This window comes from Halobacillus litoralis (assembly GCF_020524085.2).
In the GTDB taxonomy this organism is placed as follows: domain Bacteria; phylum Bacillota; class Bacilli; order Bacillales; family Halobacillaceae; genus Halobacillus; species Halobacillus litoralis_E.
Genome location: NZ_CP129016.1, coordinates 3,807,448 through 3,822,882 on the forward strand (window position 1 = coordinate 3,807,448; position 15,435 = coordinate 3,822,882).

At 42.3% G+C, this 15,435-nt stretch carries 17 protein-coding genes; 6 read left to right on the forward strand and 11 right to left on the reverse strand.

Features of this window, described 5'->3' with window-relative positions; translation table 11 throughout:
• Window positions 1-269 precede the first annotated feature (269 nt).
• The gene (locus LC065_RS19575; RefSeq protein ID WP_226587879.1) at window positions 270-1,730 is read left to right on the forward strand and encodes a SulP family inorganic anion transporter; all 1,461 of its coding nucleotides are present in this window, start codon (window positions 270-272) and stop codon (window positions 1,728-1,730) included.
• A 14-nt stretch (window positions 1,731-1,744) separates the two neighbouring features.
• On the opposite strand, the gene LC065_RS19580 is transcribed toward LC065_RS19575, so the two are convergent.
• The gene (locus tag LC065_RS19580) at window positions 1,745-2,299 is read right to left on the reverse strand and encodes a GNAT family N-acetyltransferase (protein WP_226587877.1); all 555 of its coding nucleotides are present in this window, start codon (window positions 2,297-2,299) and stop codon (window positions 1,745-1,747) included.
• A gap of 1,011 nt (window positions 2,300-3,310) precedes the next feature.
• Between LC065_RS19580 and LC065_RS19585 the strand changes: the two genes are divergently transcribed.
• A complete protein-coding gene (locus LC065_RS19585; RefSeq protein ID WP_226587876.1) occupies window positions 3,311-4,183 on the forward strand; it encodes a DMT family transporter in 873 nt (290 codons plus the stop codon).
• A 79-nt stretch (window positions 4,184-4,262) separates the two neighbouring features.
• On the opposite strand, the gene LC065_RS19590 is transcribed toward LC065_RS19585, so the two are convergent.
• Both LC065_RS19590 and abc-f read right to left on the reverse strand, forming a co-directional pair.
• Window positions 4,263-4,544 (reverse strand): hypothetical protein, encoded by a 282-nt coding sequence (locus LC065_RS19590; RefSeq protein ID WP_306163652.1) that lies wholly within the window; start codon window positions 4,542-4,544, stop codon window positions 4,263-4,265.
• A gap of 12 nt (window positions 4,545-4,556) precedes the next feature.
• Entirely contained in the window at window positions 4,557-5,843 is a 1,287-nt protein-coding gene (gene abc-f / locus LC065_RS19595) for a ribosomal protection-like ABC-F family protein (protein WP_306163653.1), read from the reverse strand.
• A gap of 282 nt (window positions 5,844-6,125) precedes the next feature.
• Between abc-f and LC065_RS19600 the strand changes: the two genes are divergently transcribed.
• Together LC065_RS19600 and LC065_RS19605 are read left to right on the forward strand one after the other, a co-directional pair.
• Entirely contained in the window at window positions 6,126-6,659 is a 534-nt protein-coding gene (locus tag LC065_RS19600) for a dihydrofolate reductase family protein (protein ID WP_226587872.1), read from the forward strand.
• A complete protein-coding gene (locus tag LC065_RS19605; protein ID WP_226587870.1) occupies window positions 6,656-7,279 on the forward strand; it encodes a class I SAM-dependent methyltransferase in 624 nt (207 codons plus the stop codon). Before LC065_RS19600 ends, LC065_RS19605 begins: the two co-directional genes overlap by 4 nt.
• A gap of 15 nt (window positions 7,280-7,294) precedes the next feature.
• On the opposite strand, the gene LC065_RS19610 is transcribed toward LC065_RS19605, so the two are convergent.
• The gene (locus LC065_RS19610) at window positions 7,295-7,474 is read right to left on the reverse strand and encodes a hypothetical protein (RefSeq protein WP_226587868.1); all 180 of its coding nucleotides are present in this window, start codon (window positions 7,472-7,474) and stop codon (window positions 7,295-7,297) included.
• Window positions 7,475-7,605: 131 nt separating this feature from the next.
• Between LC065_RS19610 and LC065_RS19615 the strand changes: the two genes are divergently transcribed.
• Window positions 7,606-8,583, forward strand: coding sequence for a S66 family peptidase (locus LC065_RS19615; RefSeq protein WP_226587866.1), 978 nt, complete (start codon window positions 7,606-7,608; stop codon window positions 8,581-8,583).
• Between the two features lie 32 nt (window positions 8,584-8,615).
• Here the strand turns inward: LC065_RS19615 and LC065_RS19620 are convergent, their stop codons facing one another.
• On the reverse strand, window positions 8,616-9,374 hold the full coding sequence (locus tag LC065_RS19620; protein ID WP_226587863.1) for a (S)-benzoin forming benzil reductase: 759 nt from the start codon (window positions 9,372-9,374) through the stop codon (window positions 8,616-8,618).
• 139 nt (window positions 9,375-9,513) lie between these two features.
• Between LC065_RS19620 and LC065_RS19625 the strand changes: the two genes are divergently transcribed.
• Complete coding sequence (locus LC065_RS19625; RefSeq protein ID WP_226587861.1) at window positions 9,514-10,149, forward strand: YczE/YyaS/YitT family protein; 636 nt, start codon at window positions 9,514-9,516, stop codon at window positions 10,147-10,149.
• A gap of 20 nt (window positions 10,150-10,169) precedes the next feature.
• On the opposite strand, the gene LC065_RS19630 is transcribed toward LC065_RS19625, so the two are convergent.
• The 6 genes from LC065_RS19630 to LC065_RS19655 all read right to left on the reverse strand — a co-directional run bounded on the left by LC065_RS19630 (window position 10,170) and on the right by LC065_RS19655 (window position 15,399).
• Window positions 10,170-10,607 carry a hypothetical protein gene (locus LC065_RS19630; RefSeq protein ID WP_226587859.1) on the reverse strand — a complete coding sequence of 146 codons (438 nt, stop codon included), beginning with the start codon at window positions 10,605-10,607 and terminating at the stop codon, window positions 10,170-10,172.
• A 221-nt stretch (window positions 10,608-10,828) separates the two neighbouring features.
• Entirely contained in the window at window positions 10,829-11,719 is an 891-nt protein-coding gene (gene dat / locus LC065_RS19635; protein WP_226587857.1) for a D-amino-acid transaminase, read from the reverse strand.
• 105 nt (window positions 11,720-11,824) lie between these two features.
• Window positions 11,825-12,565: a UMP kinase gene (gene pyrH / locus LC065_RS19640; RefSeq protein ID WP_226587855.1), complete on the reverse strand. Its 741-nt coding sequence runs from the start codon at window positions 12,563-12,565 to the stop codon at window positions 11,825-11,827.
• Window positions 12,566-12,694: 129 nt separating this feature from the next.
• Window positions 12,695-13,231, reverse strand: a complete 537-nt coding sequence (locus tag LC065_RS19645; RefSeq protein WP_226587854.1) for a hypothetical protein — start codon at window positions 13,229-13,231, stop codon at window positions 12,695-12,697.
• A gap of 176 nt (window positions 13,232-13,407) precedes the next feature.
• Entirely contained in the window at window positions 13,408-14,817 is a 1,410-nt protein-coding gene (locus LC065_RS19650; RefSeq protein WP_226587852.1) for a SpoVR family protein, read from the reverse strand.
• 84 nt (window positions 14,818-14,901) lie between these two features.
• Complete coding sequence (locus LC065_RS19655) at window positions 14,902-15,399, reverse strand: GNAT family N-acetyltransferase (RefSeq protein WP_226587850.1); 498 nt, start codon at window positions 15,397-15,399, stop codon at window positions 14,902-14,904.
• Window positions 15,400-15,435: the final 36 nt, after the last annotated feature.

The following is a 15,435-nucleotide window of genomic DNA, read 5'->3' on the forward strand; positions in this document are numbered from 1 at the left end:
GTCCATATTCATCTATTGCTTTCATTTTACCATGTTCATTTATTATAAAGGTAAAAAAACTGTCATTAAATAACAACCAATAAAATAAATTTTGTATAGTTTGGGTCTATATAAGCGAAAAAGAGAGAAAAAAAGAGAGAAATATTTATTTATGCGCTTACATGGGGTTATGTAATATCCCTTATAGGTGATATAATCTGATCGTTCTTGCCGGATTTCCGTATTGTCACGGACAATACAAAACAAAAATAATAGAAAGAGGTGCGCAATTGAACACAGAAACAATTAAACAACAATGGTTTGGAAACGTAAAAAACGATGTGCTTTCAGGCATAGTTGTCGCTATGGCGCTCATCCCTGAAGCGATCGCTTTCTCTATCATCGCTGGAGTCGACCCCATGGTAGGATTGTACGCTTCCTTCTGTATCGCTGTCGTCATTGCTTTTATGGGTGGTCGTCCAGGTATGATTTCTGCCGCGACCGGAGCTATGGCCGTCCTGATGGTTACTTTAGTCAAGGACCATGGTTTAGAGTATCTACTGGCTGCTACAATTTTGACGGGAATTCTACAGTTTACTTTAGGTGCATTGAAGATTGGTCAGCTTATGAAGTTCATTCCTAGGTCTGTCATGATTGGATTTGTGAATGCCTTAGCCATTCTTATTTTCTCATCACAACTTGTCCATTTTGAAGGGGCAGGGTTAGCTATGTATGCGATGGTAGTTGGTTCATTAGCTATTATTTATATACTACCTAGGTTTACAAAATCCGTTCCATCACCACTTGTGGCTATTGTTGTAATGACAATCATAGCCATTACGACAGGAGCTGGATTGAAAACAGTAGGAGATATGGGTGAATTATCCAGTACGTTGCCTATTTTTCTACTACCAGATATCCCATTGACGTTTGAAACACTACAAATTATTTTCCCTATCTCATTAGCTCTTGCTTTTGTAGGGTTACTTGAATCATTATTAACTGCACAGATTGTAGATGATATGACAGATACTGTGAGTGATAAAAACAAAGAAGCCAGAGGACAAGGAATGGCTAACGTTGTTTCAGGGTTCTTTGGTGGAATGGCTGGTTGTGCCATGATCGGTCAATCCGTTATTAACGTCTCTTCAGGCGGACGTGGACGATTATCAACACTCGTAGCAGGAATATTCATGATGCTGCTGATTATTGTATTCAATGATCTCCTCGTTCAAATTCCTATGGCCGTCCTTGTTGGAGTCATGATTATGGTATCCATCGGAACGTTTGATTGGAGCTCGCTCACACGCTTCAAAAAGACGCCAATTACAGACAGTATCGTCATGGTAGTAACCGTTGGTACAGTAGTACAAACTCATGACCTGTCTAAAGGTGTTATTGCTGGTGTCATCTTGAGCGCTATTTTCTTCGTTGCTAAGATCTCAAAAGTAAAAGTTGAGGAAGTATTCGACAAGAATGCAGAAAGAATGGTTTACCATGTCAGTGGGCAAGTCTTCTTTGCTTCCACAGACAGCTTGATTAAGCATTTCGACTATGATGTTCAAACATCTCATGTAGTCATCGATTTTACCCATGCCCATGTTTGGGATGACTCGGCTGTGGCTGCTATTGATAAACTTGTAACGAAGTATGAAGAACGTGATATTAATGTTGAGATGGTTGGATTGAATAAGGACAGCTCTCAACTTGTCCAACGACTTACAGTCAATGACAAACTAAATGCCTCATAATAAAAGCGCAAGGCTTAAAGCCTTGCGCTTTTATCTATCCATTCTTCCCTCAACATACTGTAGACACAAGAATCCTGCCACTTCCCTTTCACAAGCAAATCCTTCCTAAGAGTTCCCTCTCTAATCATTCCGACTTTTTCAAGTACCTTGATCGATCCGATATTCTCCGGATTTGATGTTGCCACCACTCGTTGAAGTTCACAGTGTTTAAAACAATAATTGACCATCAATTGAACGGCTTCGGTCGCCAAACCTCTTCCCCAATAATCATGGTGAATGATAAAGCCGATTTCCCCAACACCATCCCAGTCTCTGATATTCATCTCTATATTACCAACCACTCGGTCGATTTCTTTCTCTATAATAGTAAACACGTGGCGGCTTCTATGCCTTTGTTTTCGATCAATAATCACTTGACGGACGAAAAAGAGACTGTCTTCCTCTGTGTTTGGTCCCCACGGCTGGTGTTTTACCGTCTCTTCATTCGATGAATAAGGGTGAAAAGCTGACCAATCTTCAAGTAAGACTTCCCGAAGATAAATACGGTCATTCTCTTCAATCACTTTCACTCCATCACGTCCTATATCCTTTAATTTATATCACTTTTAAGATAGGCTTTTAACTTTTTCATCCAAGGACTAGGATCTTCTTTCACCATATAAGCGCGTACACCTTTGTGCGTATGCAGATAAAGTATTCCATACATGGGCGAAGATTTTCGATATGAAACATCATGGATAGCATGAAGAGGAAAAGTTTCCTTCGGTGACACGACCCTCGTTTCAAACAGCTTCAGTTTGTCTTCTTTCTCTAAATAAAGCTGCTGATTATTTTCTATGACACGCGTTCTCTCAAATATTGGTTGAGAACATATCAACTTCTATCGCCCTTTCCTTCTCCTTGACTACCCAAAGTATACCGCATTTTTTAAGGTTGTGTATATACACAATCCACTATGTTCTATTATGTTGTTTCCGGGGTTCGTTGCTATGTTGGGCGTCAGGGGTGGTCGGGAAGCTACTTTCTTTCCTGCGGGGATGACGGCAAGCCTCCTCGTGCTACGCACTGTGGGGTCTTGCCAGTCCATCCATTCCCGCAGGAGTCTCGCAGCTTTCCCAATTACCACATTCGGTGTAAGGGAAAAACGATCCCTTGCACCAAATTGGATGATTCTTCCATCATCAAACTATTAGAGGTGTAAAGCGCTGTGGATCAAGCTTTAATGTACTGTTGAGGTGTACTAGTCATCCACTTCCCATGATCATACGAGCTGACCTTTTAGGAGTGGTTTCGAGAATCTTTCATGGCAAAGGGGCGGAGGGAAACGGTGAGACTCCTATGAGACGTGTGGGACAGGTGAGACCCCGGAAGGCGTAGCCTGAGGAGGCTCACCGCCCGCCCCATGGAAAGCGAACCTTTTCTCGAAACCCCTAGAACCACTCAATTGTCTCGAAACTGAGTCTTCCACTAACGGGAGCTTTTGTGGTAGAAGTGCATCTGGCTTTCTTTCAATGATTTTTTGTATTAGGATGGTAAAGGTGTTTTTTTTGCACAACCTAAGTACAACTGGAGGAACCATCATGAGCAATCGAAATAAAGGAATCATACTTCTACTCATATCTGCCTTCGGATTCTCTATGATGGCGGCACTCGTCAAGCTGTCTGGAGACGTTCCGACTGTTCAAAAGACTTTGTTCCGTAATATTGTATCAGCCATTATCGCTTTTTGTTTTGTCCTATACAACAAAGAACGTTTATTTGGTAAAAAGGAAAACCAAAAGCTGCTGCTCTCACGTTCTGCACTTGGTACGATCGGAATGGTTTTGTTTTTCTATGCCATTGACAATCTCGTGCTGTCAGACGCGGATATGCTTAACAAACTCAGCCCGTTTCTGTTAATTATTTTTTCAGCCATCTTCTTGAAAGAGAAAGCACGTTTGTATCAAATCATCGCAATTATTATCGCGTTTATTGGTACTCTGTTCATTATTAAACCGGCATTTTCAGTGGAATTCATCCCTTATCTCGCAGGGATTTTCTCTGCTGTGTTTGCGGCTGGCGCTTATACTTTGCTTCGTGTTTTGGGAGATAAAGAAAAGTTTTATACCATCGTCTTCTATTTTTCATTTTTCACAACGGTCACCCTGCTCCCTTTCACCATTGCTTTCTATGAACCAATGAGCCTGAAACAATGGGTGTACCTACTATCCGCTGGTGCATTTGCTACGTTAGGACAATTCGGCTTGACCATCGCTTACAAATTCGCACCGGCACGAGAGATCTCTATCTTTTTCTATTCCACAGTCGTCTATTCAGCACTCATCAGTATCATTTTATTTGATCAAGTACCCGATATCTTTAGCATCCTCGGTTACTTCACGATCTTTGGTGCTTCGCTTTATATGTTTTTGAAAAATAACAAAGAGGCCAAGAAAGTCGAGAGGGCTCGGTAGCCTGGAAAAGCAATCGCGAGATGAACACAAAGACCTTCCTTATCATAAAAAAAGCGACCATGGCCATGGTCGCTTTTTTTCAATCCATTTTCAGCTTCTTTAGTTGGGACAACGTTTGTTGATACTCAGACTCCAAATCGTCAACATCATCATTCGGGCCAGGCATGCTCAGTCGACTGATGAGTTCCGACAATCTTGTTTCTAATGCCATCTGGTCATAGACTTCTTTGTCTGCAACGGGTGGATTCTGTACATACTCTTCCCATTGCTTCCAAGTACCGTCAAAAGTTTTCAGTCTCGAATCTTCAATCATCCATAATTGGTCCGCTGTTCTCTCGATGAAAGTGCGATCATGAGTCACAAAGAGAATCGTTCATGGGAAATCACAAATCAACCTTTCTAAAGCTTGAATAGCCTCGAGGTCCAGATGGTTTGTCGGTTCATCCAGCAGGAGGAAAGTCGCCCCGCTAGCTATGAGTTTCGCGAGAGACAGCTTCACACGCTCTCCTCCACTTAACTGGGCTATGGTTTTGTTCATATCATCAGCAAAGAACCGTAAGCGTGCAAGAATGATTCGAATGGTAGTTTCGGATAGTAAACTTCCTGCACTTGCATAGTCGTACACTTTCTTCTCTAAGGGCAAATCTTCCAAAGTCTGGTGAAAGTACCCGACTTCTACTCCTGGAGAGAGCCACTCCGTTGTTCTTAAAAGGTGTTGGATAAAGGTGGATTTTCCTGTTCCGTTTCCACCGATGAAGGCTGTTTTCGCCCCATTCTTCAATGACAATTTAGGGCTGGTAAAAAGAAACTTAGATCCCGCCTGGACTTCAGTTTCTCCCACCGTCCCCAATACTTTTTTACTTGATGGGTTCAATTTACTGAACTCCATTTTCACTTGATCCCATTCCATCGGCTTTTCTGTCTTCTCAAGACGATCCAACCTGCGTTCCAAGGTCTTACCGACACGCTCTACCTTCTTTTGGTGGGCCGCCGCTTTGTTTTTTCCCAGCTGCCACTCAGAGCTCCCCATTCTTTTCGGAGGTTTTCTCATCCCCTTGGATTGGGACTGCTTCTGGCGGATTCTTTCTTCTATTCTTTTCTTTTCCTTTACATACTGTTCATGCTTTTCGTATTTCTGCTTTCGTTCAAGTTCCTTTTGTGCTTCATAAAAATCATAATCCCCGTGGTATTCTGTTATCTCACCTTGCTCAAGTTCCCAGATTTTATTGCAGCACCGATTGAGCAGCATTCGATCGTGGGAAACAAGGATATAGGCGCCTTTATGATGGAGAAGGTCTTCTTCTAATGATTCGATATGCTCCCAGTCCAGGTTGTTGGTTGGTTCATCAAGAAAAAGCAATGAATGGCCCTTTTCAAACACTTGCTCCAGACGCGCGAGTGTTTTTTCTCCACCACTCATCGAGGAAGTTTTCCATTCTTCTTCATTCATCTGTTTCAGCCATGCATAGGAAGTGTGCCATTCCACTTGAGGGTCTACATCGAGTTCCCCTAACAAGTACTGCAACAAGAGACTTTTTCCTTCTCCATTCCTTCCTACTAGACCAATACGGTCCCCTTCATGAATCCTCAATTCTTTTATATCCAGAATGTCCCGGCTCCCGATCTGATATTGTATATTGACTGCATGCATGTTTAACATAAATAAACCTCCCTGAATCGTTCCAGAGAGGTTTAAGTCCGCCATCGCTTTTGGGCACACCACAACATACGTGAAGAGTGATGTTAAAGCAATAGAATCCTTCTTTTAAAAAAGGACAGACCAATCCTGTTTCTGGAACGAGTGTTGTTTCTTATTCTCATACTCGTTTAGCAACAGAATTAGTACTTCATTGCTTTAACCGTCAGTCCCTTCTTTTTTAGTTACGTTTATTATATGATGAAGTGGCTTGGAAATACAAGACAAAAGAATGGAGGAGTTCGTATGGGTAAAGTCACTTTATTCATTGCTCAAAGTGCTGATGGTTACATCGCAAGAGAAGATGGCAGCATCGACTGGCTGCGGGATGATACAGAAGAAGACTATGGATATGAAGAATTTTTCCACACAGTTGATGCCGTATTTTTGGGAAGAAAAACGTATGATCATATCTTTGAATTAGCTGAAGAGTTCCCTTACAAAATGAAAGATGTCTATGTGGTTAGTAACACGCGGGAAGGCCACGACGAATACGCAACATACCTCCAGCCTGAACAAATTCTCCCGCTTGTGAACATGCTGAAGAATGAACAGAATAAAAGCATCTGGGTCGTCGGAGGAGCAAATCTGATTCACTATTTCATATCCGCAGGCTTGATTGATGAATACCGGATTTTCATTCAACCAACATTGATCGGCAAAGGCATTCCACTTTTTCAAAAACATGACCAGGAAGAAGAATTGCAGCTTACAGAGACAAAAGCATACCAAGACGGTATGCTTGCGATTACTTATGACAGAAAGGAAGAGAGTCATTGATTCCGCAAGATCTAAAAAAGAACCTCTCTGAAGCGTATGACCGTCAGTCGAAACAACGGAATCAATCACCTACACAAGATTGGAAAATCGATGAGCGAATGGCTTTCTTGCAAAGATTAAGGGATGAGAAGAAACACTCGTTGCTTGAAATTGGATCCGGACCAGGAAAAGACAGTCTATTCTTTTCACGGGAAGGTCTCGACGTTTACGCAACGGATTTATCTGATGAAATGGTGGAACACTGCCGTGAAAAAGGTTTGAAAGCAGAGGTCATGAGCTTTGATGACTTACAGTTTCCGGAAGAATCTTTTGATGCTGTCTGGGCGTTGAATTGTCTGCTTCATGTACCCAAAGAGAATCTCCCTGAAGTTCTCAGAGGTATTCGGAGTGTTCTTAAAAAAGATGGACTCTTTTATTTAGGAGTTTACGGCGGGATCAGCCACGAAGGGATTTGGCAGGGAGACTTTCATGAGCCTAAACGCTTTTTCTCTTTTTATGAAGACAATATTCTTCAATCTCTTCTGAGCACTGAATTCAAGCTTGAAGCGTTTCACAAAATCCCATTGGATGAAGTTGAAAATGGCCCCACTCATTTTCAGGGAGTCGTTCTAAGAAAGTGAATGGAGAGTTACGATTCACTCGCCTCCCCCATCTCCACCTCCATCTGAATGATCGAACTGATGAAATCCAGGCTGCCACGTCGCGTCATCTTTTTTAGAGGAAAGAGTTCGACTACTCGTGGACTGGCCTAAAAACCTGAAGATAAGAGCTAAAAAAACAACAACAAGGATAATCCCGATAATGGTTGAGAACATAAAACTCCTCCTTTCTTATACATACGATCCGCTTTCAGGAGTATTTTCAAAATATTCTTATTGTGGATGGACGCAGACCATACTTTTTGGTATAGTTGTGTAATTTATTAATGAACGAAGGAGGAAAATCCATGATTCCTGAGAAATTGAAAAAAGGAGATGAAATTCGAGTAATCTCCCCCGCCAAAAGTTTATCCATTGTAGCACCTGAACAGCAGGATCTTGCCGTTGAGCGATTGAATCAGGCGGGTTTCAAGGTAACCTTTAGTACATATGCAGCAGAAAGCAGCCGTTTCATCTCCAATCCTGTCGATCACAGAGTTGCCGATATTCACGAAGCTTTTTCTAATCCGAATGTCAAAGCTATTTTAACTACTCTCGGTGGATATGACAGCAACCAATTGTTGAGCCATCTGGATTTTGAACTCATCCAAAAGAATCCAAAAATTTTCTGTGGCTATTCTGATATTACGGCTCTGTCTAACACGATATATCAAAAAACAGGACTGGTCACATACAGTGGTCCTCACTTCTCCACTTTTGGCATGGAAAAAGGTATCCACTATACGTTCGATCATTTTATGAAAGTATTCACTAAAACAGAACAGCTACACATACCCCCAGCGCTTGATTGGAGTGACGATCGCTGGTACTTGGATCAACACGAACGACAATTTCACACCAACCCTGGCTATGAAGTGCTTCATGAAGGAGTAGCTGAAGGAACCTCCTTAGGTGGGAATCTTTGTACATTGAACTTGTTACAGGGGACGCCATTTATGCCTTCACTCGAAGGTACAATCTTGTTCCTTGAAGATGACCTGTTATCAGACCCCGCCACCTTCGACCGTGATTTACAATCTTTGATCCATCAACCTGACTTCGATGGTGTACGGGGAATCATATTCGGCCGCTTCCAAAAAGAATCAAACATGGATGATGAAACGCTTGTTCAGATCCTCAACTCTAAGAAAGAGCTCGATCAAATACCAGTCATCTATAATGCCAGCTTCGGACATACGACCCCGATTTTCACTTTCCCTATCGGAGGCCGGGTAAGAGTAGAAGCTCACAACCAATTTCCAAGAATTGAACTGCTGGAATATTAAAAGGAGCCCGGTTTAACACTGGGCTCCTTCACTCATTTACCTATTAAATCATACAGCTTATACACCTGACCATTTTCGATTTTATCCGGTTCTTCTAAAAGGTTCATCAATACATTGGCCACTTCATCAGGAGAGCGTAATTCCCCTTCTTCTTTCAATTTGCGGAACTTCTCCACATCAGCAAAAGCATCCTCTGAAGAGGAACGAATTTCGCCTTGCATGTCTGTATCGATAACACCTGGACTATAGGCAAGTATGCTGTGACCCCTCCCTTGCTGCTCAAGGGCCAGAGTTTGTGTAAAACGATTGATGGCTGCTTTGGAGCTGCTGTATGTACTCCAGCCATGGATCGTCTTCTCTGCTGCACCAGAAGTAATATTTATGATCCCAAGAGAGATGTCTCTTTCATTCGCTTCCTTAACGAATCGGTTCACGGTAAGCATGGGCGCAGTTACATTGACTTGCATGTGTTTTTGCACAGCATCTGCTTCCAATTGACCTACTGTATCAATAGGTTCGATGACCCCGGCATTATTGACAAGATAAACATAATGCGTGTCTTTGTGGAAAACATATTCGACCATTTGATTAAGCCCTCGATTTAAATCGTCTATGTCACTCAAGTCACAGCTGACATGATGAAAATCCACCCCTTTTTCATCTGCCAAGTCCTTCAATTCTTCATTACCTGAGCGGGAAACAGCCACCACATTCACACTCTTTAAAATGAACTGACGTGCAATCGCTTCTCCTAAGCCACGAGAAGCCCCTGTTACAACGGCGTACTGCATATGTATCATCCTTTCTTCCAGTCTCTTTCTTGCTTTCCCTTCTAAACAATCGGCAAACGCTCCGTTCAGAAACTTTACATCACAGAATCCAAACGATATGATAAACGGAGCACAAGTGGACACATAAAGGAGTCTACCTATGAAGTATTTGTTTCTGTTTATCATCTATGTTGCAGGACTTGTCGTTTCAAGTCTTGGCCTTGCGCTGATCATAAAATCCGGTTTAGGAGTCGGTCCGGGAGACAGCATTGCTGTCGGCCTCTCCATGCATTTTCCTGTCACTGTCGGAAGCGTCATGATTGTCGCTTTTGTCATCCTATTACTTGTCAATGCAAAGTTGGAGCATAAGCGACCCAAATTCGAATCATTAATCCCAATTATCATCCGCGGAAGAACATTAGATATCTTCCTATACGGAATGCTTGAGAATATGGAGTATGAAGCATGGTGGGCTCAATGGGGCATTTTTTCACTCGGTCTCTTAGCCACGGCTGTGGGAATCTCTGTTTATTTACGAACTCCATTCCCACGTATCCCTTTAGATCACTTCATGATGATTATGAATGAAAAAACCAACCAGTCAAAAAGTACGGTGCGCATTTTCTCCGAGTCCGGAATGGCTCTCATTGGTTTTTTGCTCGGAGCCCCGGTCGGTTTTGGGACATTGATTGTCGCCTTGCTATTAGGGCCCCTCATTCAATGGTCGTTCCAATGGGCGAGGCCGATTGCTGCTCTGTGGACAGAACCGAAGAAAAAAATGCCTCAAAAAGCGTGATGCTGTCATCACGCTTTTCTTCATTCTTCAAAGGAGAGCTTCGTCACGCCTGTCTCTTCAAGTTTTAGACCGATTTCTTCCTCAATAGCTAACCGCTTTTCCATTTGTTCTTCTGTCAACTTCCCGTCCATCGGGCCGTAGATTTCCGTCATTTCTTTTTCGGCGAGTTTCTCGACCAGCTTATCCCAGAAGCTAAACTCATCATATTCTTCCACGTGCGTATCTAATAGTTTTGATTCATAATCCACATCAAGGTCATGAACACCGATTTGTTCCTGATAAGAAACCTTATCCTCAAGATCCGCTTCTTTATATTTTGACAACACAAGTTCTCTTACATCTTCGAACTGTTCATCCAGCTCCAATTTCGTCGAATTGACCATCCATGTTCCTAAGAACACCATTTCAACAAGAATTTCATATTGTTCTTTTGTCATTTCAAGTTTTACATTACCCATAAAAGACCGCTCCTTTCCTCTTTTCCTTAGCATTATAGCATATCCCCAGTCCTCCATTTATTATGCCGCTTGCTCTCTTTTCGTGTGACTTACCCTCGTGATGTCCCTTACCGTGACGTACCAGGTACCGAATGAGGTTTACGGGTGCCAGTTATGATTCTCATCCCTTCACATATAAAATAATAAAAAGCCCGGCAGCCGTAAGGCTGTCGGGCTTTCTACTATTCAGCTGCCGTCTGGCTTGTAAAGATAGAATCTTCCTGAGTTATATGAGCATCTGCCTCATAACACTTTTGCAGCTTACGTGTTACAGAGCCAGGTTGACCATCTCCGATGGTTTGCCCGTCAACTTTCAGTATCGGCATGATTTCTGAGGTACTGCTGGACAAAAACAGTTCATCCGCATAAGCAAGGTCTTCTAGTTGGAAGGCTTCTTCAATAAATTCAATATTTTCTCTCTTACAGAAAGCCTCCACCCTCATTCTTACACAGCCATGCAGAATGTTCTTCTTTGCAGGGTGGGTGTACACTTTCCCCTGACGGACAAAATAAACGTTGGAAGAGCTGCACTCTGTCACTTCTCCATTTTTGTGGAGGATCGCCTCATAACACCCTTGTTCTTTTGCTGTCTGTTTAGCTAAGACATTCGGGAGCAAATTTAAACTCTTAATATAACACCAGTCCCAGCGAACATCTTCCTGAGTAATGGTACTGACGCCATCACGTAAGAATGAATCCGGACGAGGAAGATCTTTCACATAGGCATATAAGTTGGCTTGTGTTTGATCAGGAAAGGCGTGATCCCTCGGTGCAGAGCCTCTGGTGATTTGCATGTACACTTTAGCATCTCCATCGATTCCATTTTTCTTAAGCAGTTCATCCAGCCGTTCGTACATGTCTTCCTTTTTATAAGGGACATCGATTTTAACAGCTGCCGCTGAACGGTACAGCCGATCGATGTGTTCATCGATTAAGTAATAATTTCCGTTATACACACGGATGACTTCATAAATCCCGTCACCGAACTGAAGTCCCCGTTCCTCAAACGGGTACTTCAATGTATCCTGTTTTACAAAATCATCTTCTGTCAAAATGTGGTCATAAATCGTCATCATTTTGCCTCCTCAAGTCATCTCTAGGTTTAACGAATAGTTTATCAGAAAAAAGGCCTAGGATGGACCCTCAGTTGAAAAACTTTTTAAATGGTACCGTTCGACCTATTCCATTGTTTGAAGCTTGGATGGTCGATGTGAAATGAGAGTACCCTCATCTATCCCCGTACAAACTCTCTTTATCAGCCCTGGATGATCAAAATTGAAAATGTGTACAGGGAGCTTAAAGTCTCGTGCAAGAATGAGAGCGGACTGATCCATGATTTGGATGTTATGAAGAAGTATATCATCATAATTTAAACTTCCGTACATTTTCGCTCCTTTATGTTTTACAGGGTCCGACGTGTAGACACCGTCCACGCCTTGCTTCGCAACAAGAATGGCATCACAATCCAATTCAATCGCCCTTTGTACCGCAGGATAATCGGTCGTCACAAATGGCTGACCGTTTCCTCCCGCCAAAATGAGGACCCTTCCTTTATCCAGGTGATGTAAACCCTTCAAACGAATATACGTCTCTGCTACACTTGCCACAGGAATGGAAGTCATGACCCGTACTTCTTTCTTTGATTTTTTCTTCAACACACCTCTTAACATCAGACTGTTAATAATCGTGCCGATTGTCCCTATATTATCGGCCTCGACCCGCTCAATTCCCCAGTCTTCAGCGGTTCTGCCTCTGAAGATATTACCTCCTCCGACGACGACCGCAACCTCCAATCCACTTTCTAGAAGCGAGAGAATTTCGTTTGCGATATGTTCCAGTCGTTGATTGTCAAAGCTGTCCTTGCTGTCCCCTTTCAAGGCACCCCCACTAATTTTAAGTAAGACACGAGAATATCTCATTATGAGTCCCCTTTTCTTCAACCATTGTTTATTAGAAAAAAAGAGCCTAGACCTGTGTCTAAGCTCAATACAATACGAATCTTACCTCTGACGCTCTTCTATACTACCTTATGCTTTTGAAAGCTTTATTCATTCCACTTCCACCGTGGTTTCCAACCAGGGATGCTCGTAGGGGACGCCTCCCTTGCCATCATCCATCATAGGATAAAAAGCTAAATCAAGCTTATCCAGTTCCTTGTCATATCGGAAGTCATCAAATTGAATATACCGGAACGTCGTAAACGTCCCTTCCGTTGTACCAATGGTGGATCCATTATACGTTGTTCCATTGGAATCTACAGCCTTCACTAAGAATTCAATATGACCTTTGTCTCTCAACCAATCTTCTTCATTATTTTTCATCAGAGCATTTCTATCTCCATACCACATGCCAAGATATAGTCCCTTCGCATCGTTACGACTGTATAATTTCGTTAGATGAACCTTTGTCTCTCCGATTTCATGAGTAGAAACCGTGATCGGTTCAGGGTGTTGCGTCGGCTCACTTACCATTGGATATACCTGATGATTTTTTAGTGCATTGACTTCCTTGTTATCCATATAGAAAAGTACAGCGGCAATCAATACGGCCATCAAGCTGAATGCAGCCACGCGGACCTTTTTCATCCATTTCACCTCTTTAGTTATTGGAAGGTAAATCTTACCGTCATTATATCAAATTACATTTCTGCACGTTGTCAAATGAAGGGAGAGGTTTTGTCGATTTCTTATCGATTAAGTCTCTCACATTCTCAAAAGCACAAAAAAACTGCTCTTTCTTTAAAGAAAGAGCAGTTGGCTTTCTATAAATACTTCTTCTGTACTTTTTTACCACCGTAGCTGAATACAACATCCCGTCCTTCGACTTTCGTTTCTATGTGGACATTGCGCCCCCACAGTTGATAAACATAAGGCAGTGTTTTTTCCAAATACCCGACATCGAGTTCGACGTCTTCAAAGTGGTGTTTTAAGTAAAGTTCTCCGCCCTTAACATAATCGCCGTCTTGGACAGTGATATACGGAAATCCTCCATTTACTCTCATGGTGACAAGTTGATCGCGGACGGCTTCATGGTCTTTATCGGTTATTTTATACTTTTGACCTTGTTTCTGGAAAAGGTATAAATCCTCTCTTCGAGCTAGTTCTTTGGTCAAATAATTACGGATGAAGCTTTGATCAGATTCGATTTCGCGAACCTCGAACATTTTTTCTCTTCCTGAACCGGGTTCGACCCCATGCTTGATCATTTCCTCCGTCGGATTGTCATACCGATCTTCAATATCCTCAAAAATCTTCAACCCTAGATAATACGGATTCAGCTGGGTCTTACTTGGCTGTACAACGCTCGCATTGAGTTTAGCGAATTCAATGGACTCATCACTCGTCAAATCCATTTCCCTTAAAATTCGCGCATGCCAGTAAGAAGCCCACCCTTCGTTCATAATCTTCGTTTCCAACTGCGGCCAGAAATACAACATTTCCTCGCGCATCATCGTCAAGATATCCCGCTGCCAGTCCTCAAGTTCACGACTGTACTGTTCAATAAAGAGCAACAAATCCTTTTCAGGCCTAGGTGGGAATTTCTTTTTCTTTCTAAACCTTGGCTGCTCTTCTGAAGAAGATTCATCAATCTTCCAGATATCATCATATTCTGTTTGAAGCGGTTTTTCTTCACTTTCTTCTTCATCCATGGACCAGGCAAGTTTCGGTCTAACCAAAGATGGATCAATGTGTTCCTGAATAGCAAGGACTGCATCAAGGAATGATTCGACCTCATGTTTGCCATATATTTTATCGTAAGTAGCAATTCGTTCTGCCGTCGCCGCCATACTTTCAACCATGTCCCTCTTCGTATTTTGGAACCGGGCATTATTCTTAAAGAAATCACAGTGAGCAAGGACGTGGGCAACAATCAGCTTATTTTGTATCAAACTGTTTGAGTTCAGCAAAAAGGCATAACAAGGATTCGAGTTAATGACAAGCTCATAAATCTTGCTTAATCCGAGATCATATTGAAGCTTCATCTTGTAGTATTGTTTTCCAAAACTCCAGTGGGAAAAGCGTGTCGGCATCCCGTACGCTCCGAATGTATAAATAATATCATCAGGACAGACTTCGTAACGCATTGGATAGAAATCAAGCCCGAAACCTTTAGCGATTTCCGTTATTTCTCTGATCGCATATTCGAGCTTCTTTTGGTCATCTGGTCTCAAAGATGCCCCCTCCTTCGATTTCGCTTATCTTACTATATGAGGGTAAAGCAGCGAACATGAAGGTTCAGTCCATCTTCTTGTCCTCTATACTAGAATTTTAGCCATGACATACTCGTCGATGGGACTTCCCTTGATGATCAGGGACCGTCTCTTCACACCTTCTTTTTCAAAACCCATGCGTTCATAAAAGTGGACAGCCCTTTCATTATGAACCATAACCGAAAGGTCAAGCCTCGTCACTCCTTTTTCTTCCGCCCATTGAAATAAACGATGGAAAAGATCTACAGCGATTCCTTGGCCATGAAAGTCCTTTAATACACCCGTAATTATGCTTGCTGTATGTAAATTCCTTGGTGCACCGCCTCCAAAAACCGTCACATGCCCGTTGACTCCACCGCTTAGTTCGGATAGGAAGATGGTAGAGTTTTCTTCCTTCTCAATTTTTTGAATCAAACCTTCCACTTGTTCGATCGTGGATTTTCTTTCGCTTTTCCCATATAGTAAAAAATCGGATTCTGCCTCTAATTGCTCAATAAGATTCCGATAGACTGCTGCATCAAAGACCTCTGCCGTTCTAATCATTTTTTTCCAATCCCCCCTCTTTTACCATTTTACCAG

Coding starts and splice junctions, on each gene's coding strand:
- abc-f (WP_306163653.1), bottom strand. CDS start 5,843: ATGTTAAACATGCATGCAGTCAATATACAATATCAGATCGGGAGCCGG.
- LC065_RS19620 (WP_226587863.1), bottom strand. CDS start 9,374: ATGCAGTACGCCGTTGTAACAGGGGCTTCTCGTGGCTTAGGAGAAGCG.
- LC065_RS19630 (WP_226587859.1), bottom strand. CDS start 10,607: ATGGGTAATGTAAAACTTGAAATGACAAAAGAACAATATGAAATTCTT.
- LC065_RS19600 (WP_226587872.1), top strand. CDS start 6,126: ATGGGTAAAGTCACTTTATTCATTGCTCAAAGTGCTGATGGTTACATC.
- LC065_RS19585 (WP_226587876.1), top strand. CDS start 3,311: ATGAGCAATCGAAATAAAGGAATCATACTTCTACTCATATCTGCCTTC.
- LC065_RS19655 (WP_226587850.1), bottom strand. CDS start 15,399: ATGATTAGAACGGCAGAGGTCTTTGATGCAGCAGTCTATCGGAATCTT.
- LC065_RS19645 (WP_226587854.1), bottom strand. CDS start 13,231: ATGAAAAAGGTCCGCGTGGCTGCATTCAGCTTGATGGCCGTATTGATT.
- dat (WP_226587857.1), bottom strand. CDS start 11,719: ATGACGATTTATGACCACATTTTGACAGAAGATGATTTTGTAAAACAG.
- LC065_RS19610 (WP_226587868.1), bottom strand. CDS start 7,474: ATGTTCTCAACCATTATCGGGATTATCCTTGTTGTTGTTTTTTTAGCT.
- LC065_RS19615 (WP_226587866.1), top strand. CDS start 7,606: ATGATTCCTGAGAAATTGAAAAAAGGAGATGAAATTCGAGTAATCTCC.
- pyrH (WP_226587855.1), bottom strand. CDS start 12,565: ATGAGATATTCTCGTGTCTTACTTAAAATTAGTGGGGGTGCCTTGAAA.
- LC065_RS19625 (WP_226587861.1), top strand. CDS start 9,514: ATGAAGTATTTGTTTCTGTTTATCATCTATGTTGCAGGACTTGTCGTT.